This is a genomic window from Thioclava sp. SK-1 (genome assembly GCF_001705665.1).
Taxonomy (GTDB): domain Bacteria; phylum Pseudomonadota; class Alphaproteobacteria; order Rhodobacterales; family Rhodobacteraceae; genus Thioclava.
In genome coordinates, this window is the sequence record NZ_MDHA01000069.1 from 41,497 (window position 1) to 58,918 (window position 17,422).

The following is a 17,422-nucleotide window of genomic DNA, read 5'->3' on the forward strand; positions in this document are numbered from 1 at the left end:
ATGCTGAAAAATATCACAAATCAGCCGCGAACCCCCTTGGCCGCTGCGTCAACCGTGCCGTGTTTTCGCGAAATTCGCGACATCTGATAACAATTCTAAATATTCTTCTGGGCACGCCCGCTGTCCTGTCGTCCAAGGATACAGGTCTTGGTCATATTCATCCAGCAGCAGGTCAAACAGATCCAGCTGGGCGTCGGACATGGTCGCCAAGCGCGCATCTGCATAGGGACCAAGCATCAGGTCCATTTCCTTGGTGCCACGCCGCCAGCTGCGCATTTGCATCCGCTTCAAACGCGCCTCGCGTGGGGTTACACCCGTTTCGCTCATGCCATTTCTCCCGCAACCAATTTCCGCTCCAGCCGACCCAGCCGAGCATCCAACTCTTCTAATACCGTACGAATCTCACGAATTTCAGTGATCGTTTCGCGTTCGCTGCCTGTCTCTTCCACCGCAGCGGGTGGCCCGTCAAGGCCTTCGCCCTCACCTGTCAGCAGCCACATCAGTGAAACATTCAACACGCCCGCCAACATCTGCAGCCGGTTCGCACGTGGATCGGACACGTCATCCTCCCACGCCAACACAGTATCATGTCGCACGCCCAGTTTCGCGGCCAGCTCCTGCTGGTTCAAATTGGCGGCCTCGCGTGCACCGGTCAAACGGTCGCCAAATGTCGCCGCCTGTGCGCTATACCAATCATCGGTCATTATGCCCTCCTCTTGAACGCCGTCGCGGCCAAGCGTAAGACATGGGTCGGTAAGTTACAAACCGAGGCCGTCCTTATGTCTTTCCTATCGCAGAGCCTATCGCGCGTAAAACCCTCCCCGACCGTCGCAATGACCGGCAAAGTTGCCGAATTGCGTGCGCAAGGGCGCGACATCATTGGCCTATCCGCCGGTGAGCCCGATTTCGACACACCGCAAAATATCAAAGATGCTGCGATTGACGCAATCCAGCAGGGCAAAACGAAATACACCGCTGTTGACGGGATTGCCGAGCTGAAACAGGCGATCTGTGCCAAGTTCAAACGCGACAATGATCTGAACTATACCCCGGCTCAGGTCTCGGTTTCGACTGGTGGCAAGCAGGTCTTGTTCAACGCTTTCCTGGCGACGCTGAACCCCGGTGATGAGGTCATCATCCCGACGCCCTACTGGGTCAGCTATCCTGACATGGTGTTGATTGGTGGCGGCACTCCGGTATTTGTCCAAGGTGAGGCCGAGCGCGGCTATAAAATCTCGCCTGAGGCGTTGGAAGCGGCGATAACCGAAAACACCAAATGGTTCTTGTTCAACTCACCATCTAACCCCTCGGGTGCGGGCTACACCGCCCAGGAATTGAAGGCGATCACCGATGTCTTGATGCGCCATCCGCATGTATGGGTGATGACGGATGACATGTATGAACATCTGGTATTCGATGATTTCAAATTCGCCACGCCCGCACAGGTGGAACCCCGCCTGTATGACCGCACATTGACGGTGAACGGCGTATCCAAAGCCTATGCGATGACAGGATGGCGGATCGGCTATGCCGCCGGCCCTGTTGAGGTCATCGCAGCCATGCGCAAAGTGCAGTCGCAATCGACCTCCAACCCCAGCTCGGTCAGCCAATGGGCGGCGGTAGAGGCGTTAAACGGGCCGCAGGATTACATCCGCGACAGTGTCGATGTTTTCAAACGGCGACGGAATTTGGTTGTGGATGGGCTGAATGAATGCCCCGGCATCACCTGCGCCACACCCGACGGGGCGTTCTATGTCTACCCGTCTATCGCGGGCTGCATCGGCAAGACATCACCGGCGGGTACAGTGATCACCGATGATGCGGCCTTTGCCAGCGCGCTGCTGGACGAAGCGGACGTGGCCGTCGTTTGGGGCGCAGCCTTTGGCCTGTCGCCAAACTTCCGCATCAGCTATGCGACATCGGATGAGGCACTTACAGAGGCCTGCGCACGCATCAAACGTTTCTGCGAAAGCCTAAGCTGATAGCCCCCTCTTAACGCCCGACGATCAAGGACGATGACCTGATGAGCGATCTGCCGGAATTCTATTTTCGTGTGCGTGACAACGGCGCAACCGTGTTTCGCGTTGACACTGAAAACCGGCAGCGCCGGATCGAAATGGATCAAATTGCGATGGTCAACATCCGCAATGGCGAGGTCAAACCTCATGGTGGGCGCGATCTGTCGGCGCAAGAGATGGCTGAAATACAACGCTGGATGGCTGAGCGATTGGCCCTCCTGGCACAGCGCGACATTGATGATATTCACCGCGCGGTGGATTACCTGAACACCACAACCCAATGGGTGCAAGCCAAGGCTACAGACGCCCAGTTGGACCATGTCACCGATGCGCTTTTGCTGGCGATGCATGACTTGCGCACGGTTTTAGTGCGCAAAAAAGCTGAACGGTTGATGCCGCCGGACAGCTAAGCCAAACGGCACCGTAACGCCCCCGCAGTTTGCGCACACCGTGCAGCTTGGCGATCAGCCGCGCACCCTGTTGGCAGTCCAACGTATGAGAAATATACTGTCTGTGCCAGGCACGATGTCAGGTCAGGCGGCTGTAGCGCGTAAAAGGCGCGCTCTGGCCGGCGGGATCGCCGCGATTTCCAACCCGGTAAACACATGCAATGTGTTCAGATCCGTGTCCACAACAGCATGATCGGACACCCACCCTCCCATCACCAGATAACTGCGCAGCAAAGGTGGCATTTTCAACATTGCACGTTTGGGATCGCCCTTGCGCCCGATCAGCGCGCGGGCATAGCGCACGACCTTTGGGGCCTTGATCCGCGGCACCCAACACGACGGGGCCAAATGCCGCTCTGACAACATGGCAAATGCATCTTGGTAGCAATGCCAATCAGTGCCCGCAAAAGAGGAACAGCCAAACAGCATCCCAACCTGCTGTGCATCGATATAACGGGTCAGCGCAGCCCAGGCCACGCGCAAAATATCGGGATCACTGGCGGTGGGATCAATGCAAAACCGTCCCATCTCGATCATCCGTCCCGGATAGGTCGACAGCGCCTCAAGCCCATAATATTGCGCCGAATAGCTGCGGTTGATCGCCCCCCCGTCATCCAACGTCAATATCCGAAAGCAGCACACCACCTGACCCGATGCGCAATCTTCCACGATCACATGATGATAGCAGCTGTCAAACGCATCCTCATCATAGGCCTGCGCGTCGCGAAAGCACCGTGACCGCAACCTGTGCGCCGCTAGGATATCGGCATCGCTATGGGCCGTTCGCGCCGTAAAACGTCCCCGCGTCAGGGCTAAGATCCGGTCCATGCCAAGGCTCCTGTGCTACCGTTACGATCCATTTTACCAGATCAACGATGCCCGATTGCCAAGAGAAAGTGAAAGGAAAATGACGCCAGATATATTTTGGCCGGACCAAAGCCCGGCCTGATACCGATATTGCGGCAAATATGGGATCAGCGATCCAGAACCTGCTCTGCCGACACGCGGCCCACACTGCCCAGAAGCTGTGCGATAAAGCCGATACCCTTCACGTTGGCCTCGGTCACGCGCCGCGACAAGACAACAACGTTGCCCTGCTCTAATCCGTAGCGTTCTACATTCGTGACGCGGTCGCTGCCATCGAAGGACACCGCAACAACTTCGCGGTCGATTTCTTCGGGCGCGAACCAACCACGGCGCTCCCAGCGTGATCCGACGTAATACCAGTCAGAGCCTTCCAACAAACCGGAAGAACTGGGCCGCCCGATCATAGTGGCGACATCTTCGCGTGTACTGGTACCCACCTGAACCTCGGACAACTCAAGGTCCGTCGGCACATAGCCATGATTGCGGTAAATTGATTGGCAGCCGGCAAGCGCCACAGCAGTGACCAACGCCAGCGCCCATCCGCCTTTTGCAGCGAAACGGAACGGTCCGGAACTCGTGCGCACTGATACCCCCTCTTGCCTCGCGGCCTTTCGCCTTTTATCCCGCTTACAATATGAACGCCCGGCCCTCAAGTGCGATCCGACCATTCGTGACGCATGAAATGGCTAAAACACGCGCCTGTGTGCGCAGTGAAAGGACAGCTTATGACCGAGACAGGCATCGACCTGCCCTGGAGCCACCCTGTGCGCGTGGCCGATCTGCCGGGGCGCAAGCCATATCGTTTTGACATCGCCCCCGACGCGCAGGCCCTGATCGCGATCGCTGAATGGGCAGATATTCCCAAAGTCGAAAAGCTGCGCCTAAAAGGGGAAATCACCCCGCGCGGCAAACATGACATGGTGCTGACCGCCCAGATCGGCGCGACCGTGACACAAGAATGCATCATCACCTTAGAGCCGGTGCGCACCCGCATTGATGAACCTGTCACACGGCAATATCTGCATGACTGGCAACCGCCCACCGGCGAAGAGGCCGAGATGCCCGAGGATGACACGCAAGAGGCGCTGCCCGAGGAGATTGACCTTGCCGCCGTCGCACTGGAGGCGCTGGAACTGTCATTGCCGCTATATCCGCGTAAGGATGGCGCAGAATTGTCACAGACAGTCGTGGCAGCCGACGGTGTAAAGCCGATGACGGATGAAGACACGAAACCCTTTGCGAATCTAAGGGATTTGATCCAGAAGAAGGGCGAGTCGGACGGGGCCTGACATCAGTCACCCTGCCCAACGAAAAGGCACAGGGCGGGCCAATGCGAAAAGCCGCGCATCCCTTAAAGAAAAGGGTTGCGCAGCGGTGAAATCGCAGTATGTTCCCGGCCTCATTCGAGTTTTGGATTCGCACCGGGGAATCGCGTGGTCAACTGCACCACACCCGTGACGAAACGCCAGGAAAATCAGGGCCTTAGGCCAGAAACGCGGGCATCACGCCCCCTAACAATTGAGGCTGTGACATGGCTGTCCCTCAGAATAAAATCACGCGTTCGCGTCGCAACATGCGCCGTTCGCACGACTCGCTCGTTGCTGGCAACCCAGCAGAATGCCCTAACTGTGGTGAGCTGAAGCGTCCGCACCACGTGTGTGGCGCATGTGGCCATTACGCCGACCGTGAAGTTGTCGCGCTGGCTGACGACGTCGATCTGGACGACGACGCGGCGTAAGCCCGTCGCCCGGAACGCCGCACCCGTCATGCTCCAACAGCCCGATCACAAGCTGGCCCAAGGGCAGGATAGCGTCGTTATGACCGAAAGCCGCACTGCGGTTGAAGCGCCGGAGCAATCCGGCGCTATCGTCATTTCTGTTGATGCGATGGGCGGCGATCATGGACCGTCGGTTGTTGTTGACGGCGTGGCGCTGGTGTCAAAGCGATCGCCTGACCTGCGTTTTATCCTGAACGGCCCTGAAACCGAATTGCGCGCCCTGATTGCGGCGCGCGGTCTAGAAGACATTTGCGACATCCATCACGCCGAAGGTGTGGTGACGATGCATGACAAGCCCTCGCAGGTTATGCGTTCGGGCAAGGACACCTCGATGTGGTCCACCGTCGAAACCGTGCGCAACAAACAGGCGCAGGTGGCCGTGTCATGCGGCAATACCGGCGCGCTGATGGCGGTGTCGATGATCCGTCTGCGCAAAGTGCCTGGTGTTTCGCGCCCGGCCATCGCCAGTTTCTGGCCATCGCGCAATCCTTCGGGATTCAATGTGATGCTGGATATGGGCGCCGATATCAAAGCCGATGCCCCCGATTTGCTGACCTATGCGCTGATGGGGTCGTCTTATTCGCGCAATGCGCTGGGGCTGAAACGTCCCCGTGTAGGCCTGCTTAATGTCGGCACCGAAGAACACAAAGGCCATGCAGAGCTGAAGGCCGCGCATGAGCTGATGACCAATGCACAGCAGGCGGGTGAGTTTGATTTTATCGGTTTTGTCGAAGGCAATGACCTGCCCTCCGACAAGGTCGATGTCATTGTCACCGACGGTTTCACCGGAAATATCGCACTGAAAACCGGTGAAGGCACGGCAAAATTCGCCTCTGGCCTGATGAAAGAGGCGCTGACCTCGACGCTGCTGGCCAAATTAGGCGCGGCATTGGCGATGGGGCCGCTCAAGAAACTCTCGCAGAAAATTGACCCACGCAGGGCTAATGGCGGTGTTTTCCTAGGTCTTAACGGCACTGTGATTAAATCTCATGGGTCGGCAGACGCAACGGGGGTTGCTGCCGCCATCGAACTTGCTGCACGACTGGCGCAATCAGGCTTCGCACAACGACTGGCCGCACGGGTTGCGTTGGTCGCACAGTCCGGGCAGGATGCTGCACAACAAACAAATAACGGGTAACCGAATGAATATCAGAGCTGTGGTCCGGGGCGTCGGGCATTATCTGCCCGAACGCGTCGTCGAGAATTCCGAATTCGAGGCCACGCTTGAAACGACGGATGAATGGATTCGATCGCGCACCGGGATTGAACGCCGCCATTTCGCCGCCGAGGGTGAGACAACATCGCAGCTGGCCGTAAAGGCCGCCCAAGCCGCGCTGACCGACGCCGGGCTGGTTGCGGATGACATCGACGCGATTGTCGTGGCCACCTCAACTGCGGATTTCACCTTTCCTTCGGTTGCGACGATGGTTCAGGCGGGATTGGGCACCACTTCTGGCTTTGCCTATGATGTGCAGGCGGTCTGCGCGGGATTCATCTTTGCGCTGACCAATGCGAATGGTCTGATAGTTTCGGGTCAGGCCAAGCGCGTTCTGGTCATCGGGGCCGAGACCTTTTCACGCATCATGGATTGGGAAGACCGGGGCACCTGTGTGTTGTTTGGCGACGGTGCAGGCGCAGTGATTCTTGAGGCAGAAGATGGCACCGGCACCAATGCTGATCGCGGCATCTTGGCCAGTGATTTGCATTCGGACGGGCGCTATCGTGAATTGCTGTATGTCGATGGTGGTGTGTCCTCGAACGGCAAAACCGGCCATCTGCGCATGCAGGGCAATCAGGTATTCCGTCATGCGGTGACCAAATTGGCCCAGACCGCGCATACGGCCTTGGACAAGGCCGGGCTAACCCCGGCAGATGTGCAATGGATCGTGCCCCATCAGGCCAATCTACGCATCATTCAGGCAACCGCCGAAAAAATGAACGTGCCGATGGAGAATGTGATTGTCACAGTTCAAGACCACGGCAACACGTCCGCGGCCTCTATTCCACTGGCCCTGTCGGTTGGCAAAGCACAAGGCAAGCTAAAACCGGGCGAGCTGGTGGTGGTCGAAGCCATCGGTGGCGGGCTGGCATGGGGGGCAATCGTGCTACGCTGGTAAGCGTTTCTCGATTTTCTTCACCTTTGAGCAACCTTGCAAGTGGTTGATATTGACTAAAGGATATGTTGATCGCATCCTTTGTCCAGAAGTTCAGGGAGAGCAATATGGCGAATAAGACATTGACCCGTATGGATCTGAGCGAAGCCGTCTTCCGTGAGGTCGGCCTGTCGCGCAATGAATCCGCACAGCTTGTTGAAACCGTTCTTCAGCATGTCTCTGACGCGCTGGTCGAAGGAACGACAGTCAAGATTTCCTCGTTTGGGACATTTTCCGTCCGTGAAAAAGCCTCCCGTATGGGCCGCAATCCAAAAACCGGTGAAGAGGTTCCGATCAGCCCACGCCGTGTGCTAAGCTTCCGCCCGTCGCATCTGATGAAAGATCGCGTCGCACAAGGCAACGCTAGCTGACAACACCCGCAGGTCACCTGCGCTTATTGAAAACGACCGGGCCGGAAATTCCGGCCCCTATCATGAAGAAGAGGCGGCGTAATGGCGAAATCAGCTGAGGCCTTCCGGACCATTTCGGAAGTGTCTGAACTGGTCGGCGTTCCGGCCCATGTTCTGCGGTTTTGGGAAAGCAAATTCACGCAGGTTAAACCCGTTAAACGCGCTGGGGGACGGCGGTATTACCGGCCCTCGGACATTGATCTGCTGGCCGGCATCCGCTATTTGCTCCATGACGAGGGTCTGGCCATCCGCGGCGTACAAAAAGTATTGCGCGATAAGGGCATACGACATGTCAGCGGGCTTTCCCCCGTGGTTGATGAGGCCGCAGACAACGTCGATCAGGAACCGCAGATTTTGTCCCAGACGACCAGTGCCACGCCCGATATGATGGCCCTGTCTACCGGCGACAGCCAGAACAGCCGGCCACCAACGGCTGCGCCTGATATGCCGCCACAACCCACAGCGGCCCTTGCAGGATCGGACGCCCCCGATGAACCGCCACACGAGGCCACCCCCCCCCCGGAGCGCGACATCAGCGACGAAATGACCGAGGTCGCGCAGGACGCCAATAGCGCGCCCAGCTTTGACGAGGTCTTCGCGCAAAATGCCTTATTTGATTTCTCGGAAGAGGACGATCTGGACCCGTCGATGAATTTCGACGAGACATCGCAGGATCATGACACGGGCCCTCAGCCAGTAGCCACACCCGAGGATCTGGATGATCTTGACGCCGCATTTTCCGATCAACCGGCCCCACAGCCTGATACGTTTCCGCCCGTGCCCGCTGATCCCCCCTTGGCGCCTGTCCCATCGGCGCCGCCACAGCCGGTAGATGAATTTGCCCCGATCAATCAAGAGCCCGAAGACAGCTTTGTTGATCCCGCCGGATTTGAGCCTCTGTTCATCCCAGCAGGCAATGACGACGCCGCGCTGGATGATGATACCCAAGAGACCCCTCCGGACTGGGAGCCCGATTTGCCCCACCCCGGCGCGGATACGGCCCAGGGAGACCCGGTCCCTACGCCACCCGCAGACCGTGCGCCGCAGCCCGAACCTTCGTTCGAGCCAATTGAGGACGAGCCTGAAAGCCAGATAGAGGCGCTAAGCGCAGCAGAGCAATCCGCGACGCGGGTATTGAACCTGGTCGCGGGCTTGCACCAGCTCGATCCGGCGCAGCTGAGCAGTGCCGAACAGAAAATTTTGGGCCAATCCGCGCATCGTTTGCATCAGTTGAAACGCACCTTAATGGCCCCTGTGCGCGGCTAATCGAACCCCGAATGCAGGTTTTCGCGAAGCAGCTTAAAAAACTTTGTATTTTGGCTTGCGCCCGGGGCAGAGTTCGCACTATATCGCCCTCGTGTCGGGCTATGGCGCAGCCTGGTTAGCGCGTCCGTCTGGGGGACGGAAGGCCGTGAGTTCGAATCTCGCTAGCCCGACCACTCCGAACCGCCCACCCTACAGGGGTGGGCGTTCTGCTATCAGGGAGACGCATATGGCTGTTGGTGTTCTATCCGATACGTCGATCAAGCAGATGATCAGCGCCGCTGAGATTTCGGCGGATCTGCCCGTGATCCCTGAACAAATTCAACCTGCCAGTTTGGATTTGCGCCTTGGGACATGTGCCTATCGCATCCGCGCATCCTTTCTGGCCGGGCCGCGAACCCCGGTGACAGACAAGCTGGCCGATTTCGAAATGCACCGGATGGATTTGACCGATGGTGGCGTTTTGGAAAAGGGATGTGTGTATCTGGTGCCGCTGATGGAACGGCTGGCCCTGCCGCAAACGGTAACGGCGGTGGCCAATGCCAAAAGCTCGACCGGGCGGCTGGATCTGCTGACGCGTGTCATCACCGATGAAGGTGTGGAGTTTGATCGCATTCCGGCAGGTTATACTGGTCCGCTCTACGCTGAGATTTGTCCGCGCAGCTTCTCGGTTTTGGTGCGCCCGGGCATGCGGCTGAATCAGATCCGCTTTAGCGCGGGTCAGGCCACATTATCCGATGATGTGCTTAAGGCGCTGCATGCGGCGGAACCGCTGGTATCAGGGGACGCGGTAATTGACCACGGGCTTGGCTTTTCGGTGGATCTGCGGCCCGCCTCCGGCGATCTGGTGGGCTACCGTGCCAAACCGCATACTGGCGTGATTGATCTGGATAAAATCGGCCATTACCGTGCATCGGAATTCTGGGAAGAGCTGCGCACGACCGAAGGGCGGATCATTCTGGACCCCGGTGCGTTCTATATTCTTGTGTCGCGCGAGGCGGTGACGATCCCCCCCGATTATGCGGCCGAAATGGCGCCTTATTTGGCCATGGTGGGCGAATTCCGCGTGCATTACGCGGGTTTCTTTGATCCCGGCTTTGGCCACGGGGCCGCCGGTGGCGTGGGATCACGCGGCGTGTTGGAAGTGCGCTGTCATGAAGCGCCCTTCGTATTGGAACACGGGCAGGTTGTCGGACGCTTGGTCTATGAACAAATGTCACAACGGCCAGAGCGCCTGTATGGCGCAGACCTAAAATCGAATTACCAAGGTCAGGGCCTGAAACTGGCCAAACACTTCGTCACCGATTAACCCGCCTGCGACAGTGCCAGGTCCAGAAGCAGCTGCGCGCCTTGGGCCGCATGTGCAGGCGTGCACCATTCAGCTTCACTGTGGGATACCCCATCGCGACACGGGACAAAGATCAGGGCGGTCGGGCAAATGCCATGCAGCGCCAGCGCATCATGCGCCGTCAATGTTGGCAGCTGTGTTGCAGTAAGACCGCGCTTTTGCGCCAAGTCCACGCCAAGCGCGCGCAGATCGGGGGAAAAATCAAACGCCTCACGAAAATGCCGATGTTCAACATCAATATCCAGCCCAGTCTGGGCGCTCACCTGTGCCACCGCATCGTTTATCTGCGCCATGATCTGCGCACGGCCTTCGGCAGTGTTATGCACGATGGCATAGGACAGCTGCGTCAGATGCGGGATGTTCACGCGGTTATTGGGCCAGTTATCAATGCAAGAGGCGCTGACCATGCCCTCGGGCTCCATCGCCGCGCCGATGGCATCAATGGCCAGAATCAATCGCGCAGCCCCTGACAACGCATTGCGCCGACGCGACATCGGCTCGGTCTGGCTATGCGCGTTAGCACCCCGGATAGTGATATAGCCTGACGCCATATTCGAGGTGCGCGACACCATCGCGATATCGATCGCTGCGCGCTCCAGCTCGGGCCCCTGTTCGATATGCAGTTCTAGGTAGCAATGTGGGACACGCCCGCCAACCAGCGCAGGCCCCGCCATACCGCGCAGCGCATCCGCCAGGCGGATGTCATCGCTGTCACGCCGTTCAAGCACTTGGTCCAGCGCCAATGTGCCACAAAAACAGCCCGAGCCCATCACGCCGGGCTGAAACCTAGCGCCTTCCTCATTGGTCCAGTTCACCACCTCAATCGGGTGGCGCGTTTCCACCTTGTCGCGGTCCAACGCACGGCACAGCTCTAACCCAGCAAGCACGCCCAGAACCCCGTCGAATTTCCCACCCGGCATCTGTGTATCCAGGTGGCTACCCACCATTACGGGGGCTGCGTCGGGCTGCGTGCCCTCACGTCGCGCAAAAATGTTCCCGATCTGATCGACACTGACCGACAGGCCAGCCTCCTGCGCCCAGTGGATGAACAGCGCCCGGCCCTGACGATCTGCGTCGGATAAGGCGGGGCGAAAGCTGCCGCCGTTGGGCGTGCCGCCAATCGCGCCCATTACCATCAGATCGGACCACAGGCGGGCAGGTTCAATATCAGGCATTAAAATATCCTCATTTTTGTCGACAATATGACAATGGTCGGATGTTGCAAGCCCGGTTGCACAAAAGCCGCCATTCGCATACCCCAAGACATATGCATAGTATTGATGACATCATCCGCGATCGCGGCTCTAAATATGCCGTGTCAGGGGCGCCGTGCTACGATGAGGCACAGGCAAAAAGCCTGATCAAACAACTAAAGCAGACCAAGAAATTCGCCAAAGCCACGCATAACACATGGGGGCTGTTAACAGACGACGGGCCCATCAAAAATGATGATGGTGAAAGCGGCGCAGGCATGGTGATTTTACGTATGCTGGAACGCGACCAGGTGAAAAATCACCTTGTCATCGTCACGCGCTGGTACGGCGGCAAACATCTTGGCGGCGACCGCTTCCGCCATGTGCAAGATGCGGTGCGGATCTATCTGCGCGACATCGGCACCGAACGGTCAGAAACGGCGGGTTAACCGGCTGGCTTGCCGCGCGCGCTTGGCCAATTTTTGCGCCTGACGGGCCTGTTCAGGATCAGTGGACGTCCCGCCTTTGCCGCGTTTGCTGGCGTAGGCGATGCCCTTATTGATACCCGCGTTGACGCCGCGCCGCAAAAGCTGGCGAAACACCATATTCAAGATCTGGCTTGCGTTCATCATAGGCTCCTTCCACCCTATACTTGGGCGCTGCGCGATAAATTGAAAGAGCTATTCTTTGAAAAGTTCGCTTTGCCCGTCGTCATTGAGCAAGGGCTCTTCCTCCCCATCGGGATCCTCTTCGCCCGGCATTGAACGGCTGTCCAGCAGACCCGCGGCGCGCAAATCGCGTAACCCCGGCAAATCGCGGGCCGTTTCCAGACTAAAGTGGTCCAAGAACGCCTCGGTGACGATAAATGTTACCGGCCGACCCGGTGTCATCTTACGGCGGCCAAAGCGGATCCAATCCAGCTCTAATAACAGATCAATCGTGCCGCGCGACACGGCCACACCGCGAATTTCCTCGATTTCGGCCCGGGTCGCGGGCTGATGATAGGCGATAATCGCCAATGTCTCGATTGCGGCGCGCGACAGCTTGCGTTGTTCGACGGTTTCCTTTTGCATCAAGAAGCCCAGATCAGGGGCCGTGCGGATCGCGAAGGCCTCGCCCACGCGCACCACATTGACGCCGCGCCCCTCATAACGTTTGCGCAGATAAGCAACGGCCTCTGCGGGGTCACAGCCCAGCGGCATCCGCTCTGCCATGTCTTTCAGCGTCACCGGCTCAGCCGAGGCAAATAGGATCGCTTCGACCATACGCTCTTGCTCGCCAATCGGCGGGGCTTTGAACAGCGTCTTTTCGCGGGCTTTGGGGTGCACGGTTTCGCTCATGGTTTCTTCCGAATAGAAATAGGGGCGAATGTCGCGGATTGGCGCAATTCGATCTGGCCCTGCTTTGCCATTTCCAATGACGCCGCAAATGTCGCCGCTGTGGCCGAACGTCGCCGCTGTCGCTCCGCCGTCCAACCCTGCGGCAGATAGCTGACCAAATCCGTCCAGTCCCCGGCGAATGCAATCACAGAGCGCATCTGATCCAAGGCTTGTTCCATCGTAAAGACATCTTTACGGTCAAAGGCATAGGGGCGGAATTCGTCACGGGTGCGCACCCGGGCATAACCCTGCATCAAGTCCAGCAAACTGGCAGAGTAGGTCACTTTGCGTAGCTTTGTCACATCCTCGCTGGTGCCGCGCGCGAATGTATCGCGGCCGAGGCGATTGCGTGCCATCAAACGCGCGGCTGCATCGCGCATCGCTTCCAGACGTTCCAACTGAAACGCCAGATGCGCGGCCAGATCGTCTGCCGAAGGGCCATCAGCCTGCGGATCCGGTGGCAGCAGCAATTTGGATTTTAAAAAGGCCAGCCACGCTGCCATGACCAGATAATCCGCCGCCAGTTCAATCCGCAATTCCGTCGCCTTGTCGACAAAGCGCAGATATTGCTCGGACAGCGCCAAGACGGAAACCTTGCGCAAATCAACCTTTTGTGTCCGCGACAGCGTCAACAGCAGATCCAGCGGACCTTCAAAGCCGTCGACATCGACAATCAGCGATTCAGCAGCAAGGCGCTGCGCGACCTGCGTTGGGAAGGGGGGATCGTCATCAGCCATGGAGTTACGGGGTCAGCAAACGGGCCAAATCGGCATCCAGCACATCCAGATCAATCGGTTGCGGCGTGATCCTTCGGGCCAATGCGGCATCGGCGCGGCGACTGGCCTGCCTGGTCAATATGCCTGCGCCTTGGACCGCCTGCGCGGCCTCAAGTGCGTCACCATTGCAATGCAGCACGACATCACAGCCAGCCGCAATACTGGCCTGCGCCCGGTCCAAGATCGTGCCTGACAGGGCCTGCATCGACAGATCATCCGTCATCACCAAACCGTCAAAGCCGATCTCTTGTCGGATCACATCCATCATTTTGCGCGATTGCGTTGCCGGGCTGGTGTCAAAGGCGGTAAAGCGGATATGCGCGGTCATCGCCATCGGCAGGTCGTTCAATGCAGCGAATGGGGCAAAATCCTGCGCCAGATCCTCTATGCTGGCAGTGACAGTGGGCAGATCCTTATGGCTGTCTGCCGTGGCGCGACCATGACCGGGGATATGTTTGATAATCGGAAGCACACCTCCCGCCAGAAAGCCATCCGCAGTCATTCTTGCCAAACGCATGACATCTTCGGGTGTCCCGCCAAAACAACGGTTGCGCAGAAACGGATGGGTTTGCGGCCCGGCGATATCGCAGCATGGCGCGCAATTGGCATCAATGCCGGCCGCGCGCAGCTCTGCGGCCATGATAAGGGCGCGCAACCAAAAGCTGCGGGCCGGGTCCTGCGCAATCTGCGCCTGCTCCAATGGCGGCAGCCATTCACGCCAATGTGGGGCGCGCAGCCGCTGCACCCGGCCCCCTTCCTGATCGATCAAAATCGGCGCATCACGCCCAACACAGGTGCGCAGATCCTGCGTCAAACGGCGCAACCGCTCTGGCGTATCCACGTTTCGTGCGAAGAGGATAAACCCCCAAGGGTCGCTGTCGCGAAAGAACGCCTGCTCGCGGGCGGACAGGTCGGGGCCTTCCAGCCCCAAGATCACGGCGGTCGTCATCAACGGGCCTTTGCGGGAATGCAGTTTGATCCTTCGGCCACAAGCGCTGCACAAAAGCGGCGGGCGGAATCAACATCATCAAAGCCCACAACACGCAGCCGCCAGAAATCGCGCCCACCCGACGCCGCCTCTTGCAAGACGCGCTGCTTGCCATCCATCAAACTGCCAAACCGTTGTGCGACCCGGTCCCATTCCGCGCGGGCCAACTCGGGGCTGTCAAATGCCCCCAATTGCACCAGGCGCGTCCCTTCGGACAAGGATCCCGGGTCAATTTCGACAGGGGCTGCAGCGGCCGCCCCACCGCCAAAGGAGGCAGCAACAGCCATCGCCGCAGCTTCCGCTTCCAGGTCACGGCCACCCGGGCGTTTCAGCGGCCGTGGAGAGCGGCTGACACCGGGCACCGATGCGGCAATGATCTCTAGATCGGGCGTGTCCACGCCATCTTCGCCATCGATCATGACCATGTCATCATCTTCTGCGGCCAAGTCTTCTGCCGATGCATCATCTGTCTGTGGCAGGCGCGCCACGGCTTGGGTCGCGACCAATTCCCCCATCGGCAAATCTTCACCCGCGAGATTTGGCGGATCAGGGGCCAGCGTGACCTCATCGGGGCCGGGCGCAGTCAGCCCGGTGCCGGCAACGGCATTGACCGACAGACCCACATGACGGGCCAGTTCCCCACCGGGATCTTCGGGTGAGATACGCGCAGGACCTTCAACGGCCCGCACAACGGGCACGCCCTGAATATCACGCACGGCAAGCTTATACCCCCAAACGCACAGGCCGATGACCAACGCGACAGAAGACACCGCACCCGCGATATTCATCAAACGTTGGGTCGAGCTGGCCGATGGGGCTGGCCCCATCGCACCCTGCATCATCTCAGGGGTCTGATAATACGGATCCTGCCCGGTCGGGGCGGATGAATAATACCCGCCGCCTTCGTGGCCGTGAATGCTTGCCATGTCTGCCTCGTCGCCGGGAAGTCCGGCCTTGCCCTCATCCCCCAAGCGACGTGCAATTTTAACGCATCTCTTCCGCTGGAGTAACCCCAAGGATACCAAGTCCGGCAGAAATCACAACCGCCGTAGCGCGTGCCAAGCAGATTTTCGCACAGGTAGCGTTTTCGTCGCCCTCTTGGAAAAACCGCAATGACGGGGTGTCATTGCCCCGATGCCACAGTGCATGCAGATCGGACGCCAGATCATAAAGATAGAATGCGATCCGGTGGGGCTCATTCGCGCGGGCCGCGATTTCGACAAGGCGCGGCCATTCAGCGATTTTTTTCGCGAGCTCCAGCTCCGCCTCATGGGTCATCCCTGACAAGTCGGCCCCCGCCAGACGCGCATCGGACATATCCCAACCCGCATCACGCGCCTTACGCATGACGGAACTGATCCGGGCATGCGCATATTGCACATAGAACACCGGGTTGTCTTTCGACTGTTCCAGCACTTTGTCAAAATCGAAATCCAGTGGCGCATCGTTCTTACGCGTCAGCATGTGAAAACGGGTCACATCGGCACCGGCCTGTTCCACCACATCGCGCAGGGTCACAAACGTGCCCGCCCGCTTCGACATTTTGAACGGCTGGCCTTTTTTGAACAGTTTCACCAATTGGATCAGCTTCACATCCAGCGGCACGCGCCCTTCGCTCAGCGCCGAAACTGCCGCCTTCATCCGTTTGACATAGCCACCGTGATCAGCGCCAAATACGTCGATCAACAGATCAAAGCCACGTTCAACCTTGGTGTAGTGATAGGCGATATCTGGTGCAAAGTAAGTCCATTTCCCGTCGGATTTTTTGACAGGACGATCGACGTCATCACCAAATTTGGTCGACCGGAACAAGGTTTGCTCGCGCTCTTCCCAATCTTCGGGCAACTTGCCCTTGGGCGGCTCCAACACGCCTTCATAGATCAAACCCAGATCATCAAGCCGCTTCAACGCCGCTTCGATCTGGCCCGTGCCATAAAGCGATTTCTCAGAGTAGAAGACGTCCATCTTGACGTTCAGCATCGCCAAATCGGCGCGGATCATATCCAGCATCGCAGCGATTGAGAAATCGCGTACATCGGCAAGCCAATATTGCTCGCCTTTGTTCAGCAAGCTGTCCCCGAATTTTTCCTTCAGCGCGGTGCCAACCGGGATTAGGTAATCGCCCGGATACAGGCCTTCGCTGATCTCTGGCTCCAAACCATGCGCCTCGCGATACCGCTCATAGGCAGAACGCGCCAGCACATCGACCTGTGCGCCGCCGTCATTGATGTAATATTCGCGCGTGACATCATAGCCCGCGAAATCCAGCAAGCTGGCCAGAGCATCGCCAAACACGGCACCGCGGGTGTGGCCTACATGCATCGGACCAGTCGGATTGGCGGAGACATATTCCACGTTCACCTTCAGCCCCTCGCCCAGCGAGGCACGGCCATACTCTGCACCCTGCGCAAGCGCCGCCTTGGCGACCTCACCCCAGATGCTGGGTGCCAACCGCAGGTTCAAGAACCCCGGCCCCGCCACCTCTGCCGAAGACAGGCGCGGGCTTTGCGCCAGCTTCGCGGCCAGCTTTTCGGCAATATCGCGCGGCTTGGCACCGGCAGGCTTGGCCAAGACCATCGCGGCATTGGTCGCCATGTCACCATGCAGCGCATCGCGCGGTGGCTCGACCGCAACATTGGTGTAATTGAGCCCGGCGGGCAGATGCCCCTCGGCCACTAGCTCATCCAGCGCGGCAATCACCGCCACACGCATCTCGGCAAACAGGTTCATTTCAGTATCCTCTGGCTTGCCAATTCCCTGCCAGAGGCAAGGCGCGCCGTCAACCACAGCCCGTGCTGGAA

21 protein-coding genes and 1 tRNA gene are annotated in these 17,422 nt (G+C 58.6%); 11 read left to right on the top strand and 11 right to left on the bottom strand.

Annotated features, from left to right (window positions below; translation table 11 throughout):
• Window positions 1-48: 48 nt before the first annotated feature.
• Both BFP70_RS16170 and BFP70_RS16175 read right to left on the bottom strand, forming a co-directional pair.
• Entirely contained in the window at window positions 49-327 is a 279-nt protein-coding gene (locus tag BFP70_RS16170) for a succinate dehydrogenase assembly factor 2 (RefSeq protein WP_066012688.1), read from the bottom strand.
• The gene (locus tag BFP70_RS16175; protein WP_066012689.1) at window positions 324-704 is read right to left on the bottom strand and encodes a helix-turn-helix domain-containing protein; all 381 of its coding nucleotides are present in this window, start codon (window positions 702-704) and stop codon (window positions 324-326) included. Before BFP70_RS16175 ends, BFP70_RS16170 begins: the two co-directional genes overlap by 4 nt.
• 75 nt (window positions 705-779) lie before the next feature.
• Here BFP70_RS16175 and BFP70_RS16180 point away from each other — a divergent pair, with 75 nt between their 5' ends.
• Entirely contained in the window at window positions 780-1,982 is a 1,203-nt protein-coding gene (locus BFP70_RS16180; RefSeq protein WP_066012690.1) for a pyridoxal phosphate-dependent aminotransferase, read from the top strand.
• 38 nt (window positions 1,983-2,020) lie between these two features.
• Window positions 2,021-2,428, top strand: coding sequence for a hypothetical protein (locus BFP70_RS16185; RefSeq protein WP_066012691.1), 408 nt, complete (start codon window positions 2,021-2,023; stop codon window positions 2,426-2,428).
• Window positions 2,429-2,551: 123 nt separating this feature from the next.
• Here BFP70_RS16185 and BFP70_RS16190 read toward each other — a convergent pair whose 3' ends face one another.
• Window positions 2,552-3,295: a GNAT family N-acyltransferase gene (locus BFP70_RS16190; RefSeq protein ID WP_066012692.1), complete on the bottom strand. Its 744-nt coding sequence runs from the start codon at window positions 3,293-3,295 to the stop codon at window positions 2,552-2,554.
• A 146-nt stretch (window positions 3,296-3,441) separates the two neighbouring features.
• Window positions 3,442-3,918 (bottom strand): outer membrane protein assembly factor BamE, encoded by a 477-nt coding sequence (locus tag BFP70_RS16195; RefSeq protein ID WP_066012693.1) that lies wholly within the window; start codon window positions 3,916-3,918, stop codon window positions 3,442-3,444.
• 141 nt (window positions 3,919-4,059) lie between these two features.
• Here BFP70_RS16195 and BFP70_RS16200 point away from each other — a divergent pair, with 141 nt between their 5' ends.
• The 8 genes from BFP70_RS16200 (at window position 4,060) to BFP70_RS16235 (ending at window position 10,246) form a co-directional block, all read left to right on the top strand.
• Window positions 4,060-4,623: a DUF177 domain-containing protein gene (locus BFP70_RS16200; RefSeq protein ID WP_066012694.1), complete on the top strand. Its 564-nt coding sequence runs from the start codon at window positions 4,060-4,062 to the stop codon at window positions 4,621-4,623.
• 242 nt (window positions 4,624-4,865) lie between these two features.
• Window positions 4,866-5,072, top strand: a complete 207-nt coding sequence (gene rpmF / locus BFP70_RS20460) for a 50S ribosomal protein L32 (RefSeq protein WP_083217561.1) — start codon at window positions 4,866-4,868, stop codon at window positions 5,070-5,072.
• Between the two features lie 79 nt (window positions 5,073-5,151).
• On the top strand, window positions 5,152-6,249 hold the full coding sequence (plsX, locus tag BFP70_RS16210; RefSeq protein WP_066012921.1) for a phosphate acyltransferase PlsX: 1,098 nt from the start codon (window positions 5,152-5,154) through the stop codon (window positions 6,247-6,249).
• A gap of 4 nt (window positions 6,250-6,253) precedes the next feature.
• Window positions 6,254-7,228, top strand: a complete 975-nt coding sequence (locus tag BFP70_RS16215) for a beta-ketoacyl-ACP synthase III (protein WP_066012696.1) — start codon at window positions 6,254-6,256, stop codon at window positions 7,226-7,228.
• Window positions 7,229-7,290: 62 nt separating this feature from the next.
• Window positions 7,291-7,635, top strand: coding sequence for an integration host factor subunit alpha (gene ihfA / locus BFP70_RS16220; protein WP_176715588.1), 345 nt, complete (start codon window positions 7,291-7,293; stop codon window positions 7,633-7,635).
• 81 nt (window positions 7,636-7,716) lie between these two features.
• Window positions 7,717-8,940: a MerR family transcriptional regulator gene (locus BFP70_RS20465; RefSeq protein WP_083217562.1), complete on the top strand. Its 1,224-nt coding sequence runs from the start codon at window positions 7,717-7,719 to the stop codon at window positions 8,938-8,940.
• 95 nt (window positions 8,941-9,035) lie between these two features.
• Window positions 9,036-9,113, top strand: a tRNA-Pro gene (locus BFP70_RS16230).
• A gap of 53 nt (window positions 9,114-9,166) precedes the next feature.
• Window positions 9,167-10,246 (top strand): 2'-deoxycytidine 5'-triphosphate deaminase, encoded by a 1,080-nt coding sequence (locus tag BFP70_RS16235; RefSeq protein ID WP_066012698.1) that lies wholly within the window; start codon window positions 9,167-9,169, stop codon window positions 10,244-10,246.
• Here BFP70_RS16235 and BFP70_RS16240 read toward each other — a convergent pair.
• Window positions 10,243-11,460, bottom strand: a complete 1,218-nt coding sequence (locus BFP70_RS16240; RefSeq protein ID WP_066012699.1) for a M20 family metallo-hydrolase — start codon at window positions 11,458-11,460, stop codon at window positions 10,243-10,245. The genes BFP70_RS16235 and BFP70_RS16240 overlap by 4 nt on opposite strands.
• A 92-nt stretch (window positions 11,461-11,552) precedes the next feature.
• Between BFP70_RS16240 and BFP70_RS16245 the strand changes: the two genes are divergently transcribed.
• Window positions 11,553-11,927, top strand: coding sequence for a YigZ family protein (locus BFP70_RS16245; protein ID WP_066012922.1), 375 nt, complete (start codon window positions 11,553-11,555; stop codon window positions 11,925-11,927).
• Here BFP70_RS16245 and BFP70_RS16250 read toward each other — a convergent pair.
• The 6 genes from BFP70_RS16250 to argS are packed head-to-tail and all read right to left on the bottom strand — an operon-like array spanning window position 11,910 to window position 17,351.
• Window positions 11,910-12,107: a hypothetical protein gene (locus BFP70_RS16250; RefSeq protein WP_066012700.1), complete on the bottom strand. Its 198-nt coding sequence runs from the start codon at window positions 12,105-12,107 to the stop codon at window positions 11,910-11,912. The two genes, BFP70_RS16245 and BFP70_RS16250, sit on opposite strands and share 18 nt — an antisense overlap.
• A gap of 51 nt (window positions 12,108-12,158) precedes the next feature.
• On the bottom strand, window positions 12,159-12,818 hold the full coding sequence (scpB, locus tag BFP70_RS16255; protein WP_066012701.1) for an SMC-Scp complex subunit ScpB: 660 nt from the start codon (window positions 12,816-12,818) through the stop codon (window positions 12,159-12,161).
• Window positions 12,815-13,594 carry a ScpA family protein gene (locus BFP70_RS16260; protein WP_066012702.1) on the bottom strand — a complete coding sequence of 260 codons (780 nt, stop codon included), beginning with the start codon at window positions 13,592-13,594 and terminating at the stop codon, window positions 12,815-12,817. Before BFP70_RS16260 ends, scpB begins: the two co-directional genes overlap by 4 nt.
• 4 nt (window positions 13,595-13,598) lie before the next feature.
• Window positions 13,599-14,582: a beta-N-acetylhexosaminidase gene (nagZ, locus tag BFP70_RS16265; protein ID WP_066012703.1), complete on the bottom strand. Its 984-nt coding sequence runs from the start codon at window positions 14,580-14,582 to the stop codon at window positions 13,599-13,601.
• Window positions 14,582-15,547 (bottom strand): SPOR domain-containing protein, encoded by a 966-nt coding sequence (locus tag BFP70_RS16270; protein WP_255356753.1) that lies wholly within the window; start codon window positions 15,545-15,547, stop codon window positions 14,582-14,584. Before BFP70_RS16270 ends, nagZ begins: the two co-directional genes overlap by 1 nt.
• A gap of 58 nt (window positions 15,548-15,605) precedes the next feature.
• On the bottom strand, window positions 15,606-17,351 hold the full coding sequence (argS, locus tag BFP70_RS16275; RefSeq protein WP_066012704.1) for an arginine--tRNA ligase: 1,746 nt from the start codon (window positions 17,349-17,351) through the stop codon (window positions 15,606-15,608).
• Window positions 17,352-17,422: the final 71 nt, after the last annotated feature.

Coding starts and splice junctions, on each gene's coding strand:
- BFP70_RS16170 (WP_066012688.1), bottom strand. CDS start 327: ATGAGCGAAACGGGTGTAACCCCACGCGAGGCGCGTTTGAAGCGGATG.
- BFP70_RS16175 (WP_066012689.1), bottom strand. CDS start 704: ATGACCGATGATTGGTATAGCGCACAGGCGGCGACATTTGGCGACCGT.
- BFP70_RS16180 (WP_066012690.1), top strand. CDS start 780: ATGTCTTTCCTATCGCAGAGCCTATCGCGCGTAAAACCCTCCCCGACC.
- BFP70_RS16190 (WP_066012692.1), bottom strand. CDS start 3,295: ATGGACCGGATCTTAGCCCTGACGCGGGGACGTTTTACGGCGCGAACG.
- BFP70_RS16200 (WP_066012694.1), top strand. CDS start 4,060: ATGACCGAGACAGGCATCGACCTGCCCTGGAGCCACCCTGTGCGCGTG.
- rpmF (WP_083217561.1), top strand. CDS start 4,866: ATGGCTGTCCCTCAGAATAAAATCACGCGTTCGCGTCGCAACATGCGC.
- plsX (WP_066012921.1), top strand. CDS start 5,152: ATGACCGAAAGCCGCACTGCGGTTGAAGCGCCGGAGCAATCCGGCGCT.
- BFP70_RS16215 (WP_066012696.1), top strand. CDS start 6,254: ATGAATATCAGAGCTGTGGTCCGGGGCGTCGGGCATTATCTGCCCGAA.
- ihfA (WP_176715588.1), top strand. CDS start 7,291: ATGTTGATCGCATCCTTTGTCCAGAAGTTCAGGGAGAGCAATATGGCG.
- BFP70_RS20465 (WP_083217562.1), top strand. CDS start 7,717: ATGGCGAAATCAGCTGAGGCCTTCCGGACCATTTCGGAAGTGTCTGAA.
- BFP70_RS16235 (WP_066012698.1), top strand. CDS start 9,167: ATGGCTGTTGGTGTTCTATCCGATACGTCGATCAAGCAGATGATCAGC.
- BFP70_RS16240 (WP_066012699.1), bottom strand. CDS start 11,460: ATGCCTGATATTGAACCTGCCCGCCTGTGGTCCGATCTGATGGTAATG.
- BFP70_RS16245 (WP_066012922.1), top strand. CDS start 11,553: ATGCATAGTATTGATGACATCATCCGCGATCGCGGCTCTAAATATGCC.
- BFP70_RS16250 (WP_066012700.1), bottom strand. CDS start 12,107: ATGAACGCAAGCCAGATCTTGAATATGGTGTTTCGCCAGCTTTTGCGG.
- scpB (WP_066012701.1), bottom strand. CDS start 12,818: ATGAGCGAAACCGTGCACCCCAAAGCCCGCGAAAAGACGCTGTTCAAA.
- BFP70_RS16260 (WP_066012702.1), bottom strand. CDS start 13,594: ATGGCTGATGACGATCCCCCCTTCCCAACGCAGGTCGCGCAGCGCCTT.
- nagZ (WP_066012703.1), bottom strand. CDS start 14,582: ATGACGACCGCCGTGATCTTGGGGCTGGAAGGCCCCGACCTGTCCGCC.
- BFP70_RS16270 (WP_255356753.1), bottom strand. CDS start 15,547: ATGGCAAGCATTCACGGCCACGAAGGCGGCGGGTATTATTCATCCGCC.
- argS (WP_066012704.1), bottom strand. CDS start 17,351: ATGAACCTGTTTGCCGAGATGCGTGTGGCGGTGATTGCCGCGCTGGAT.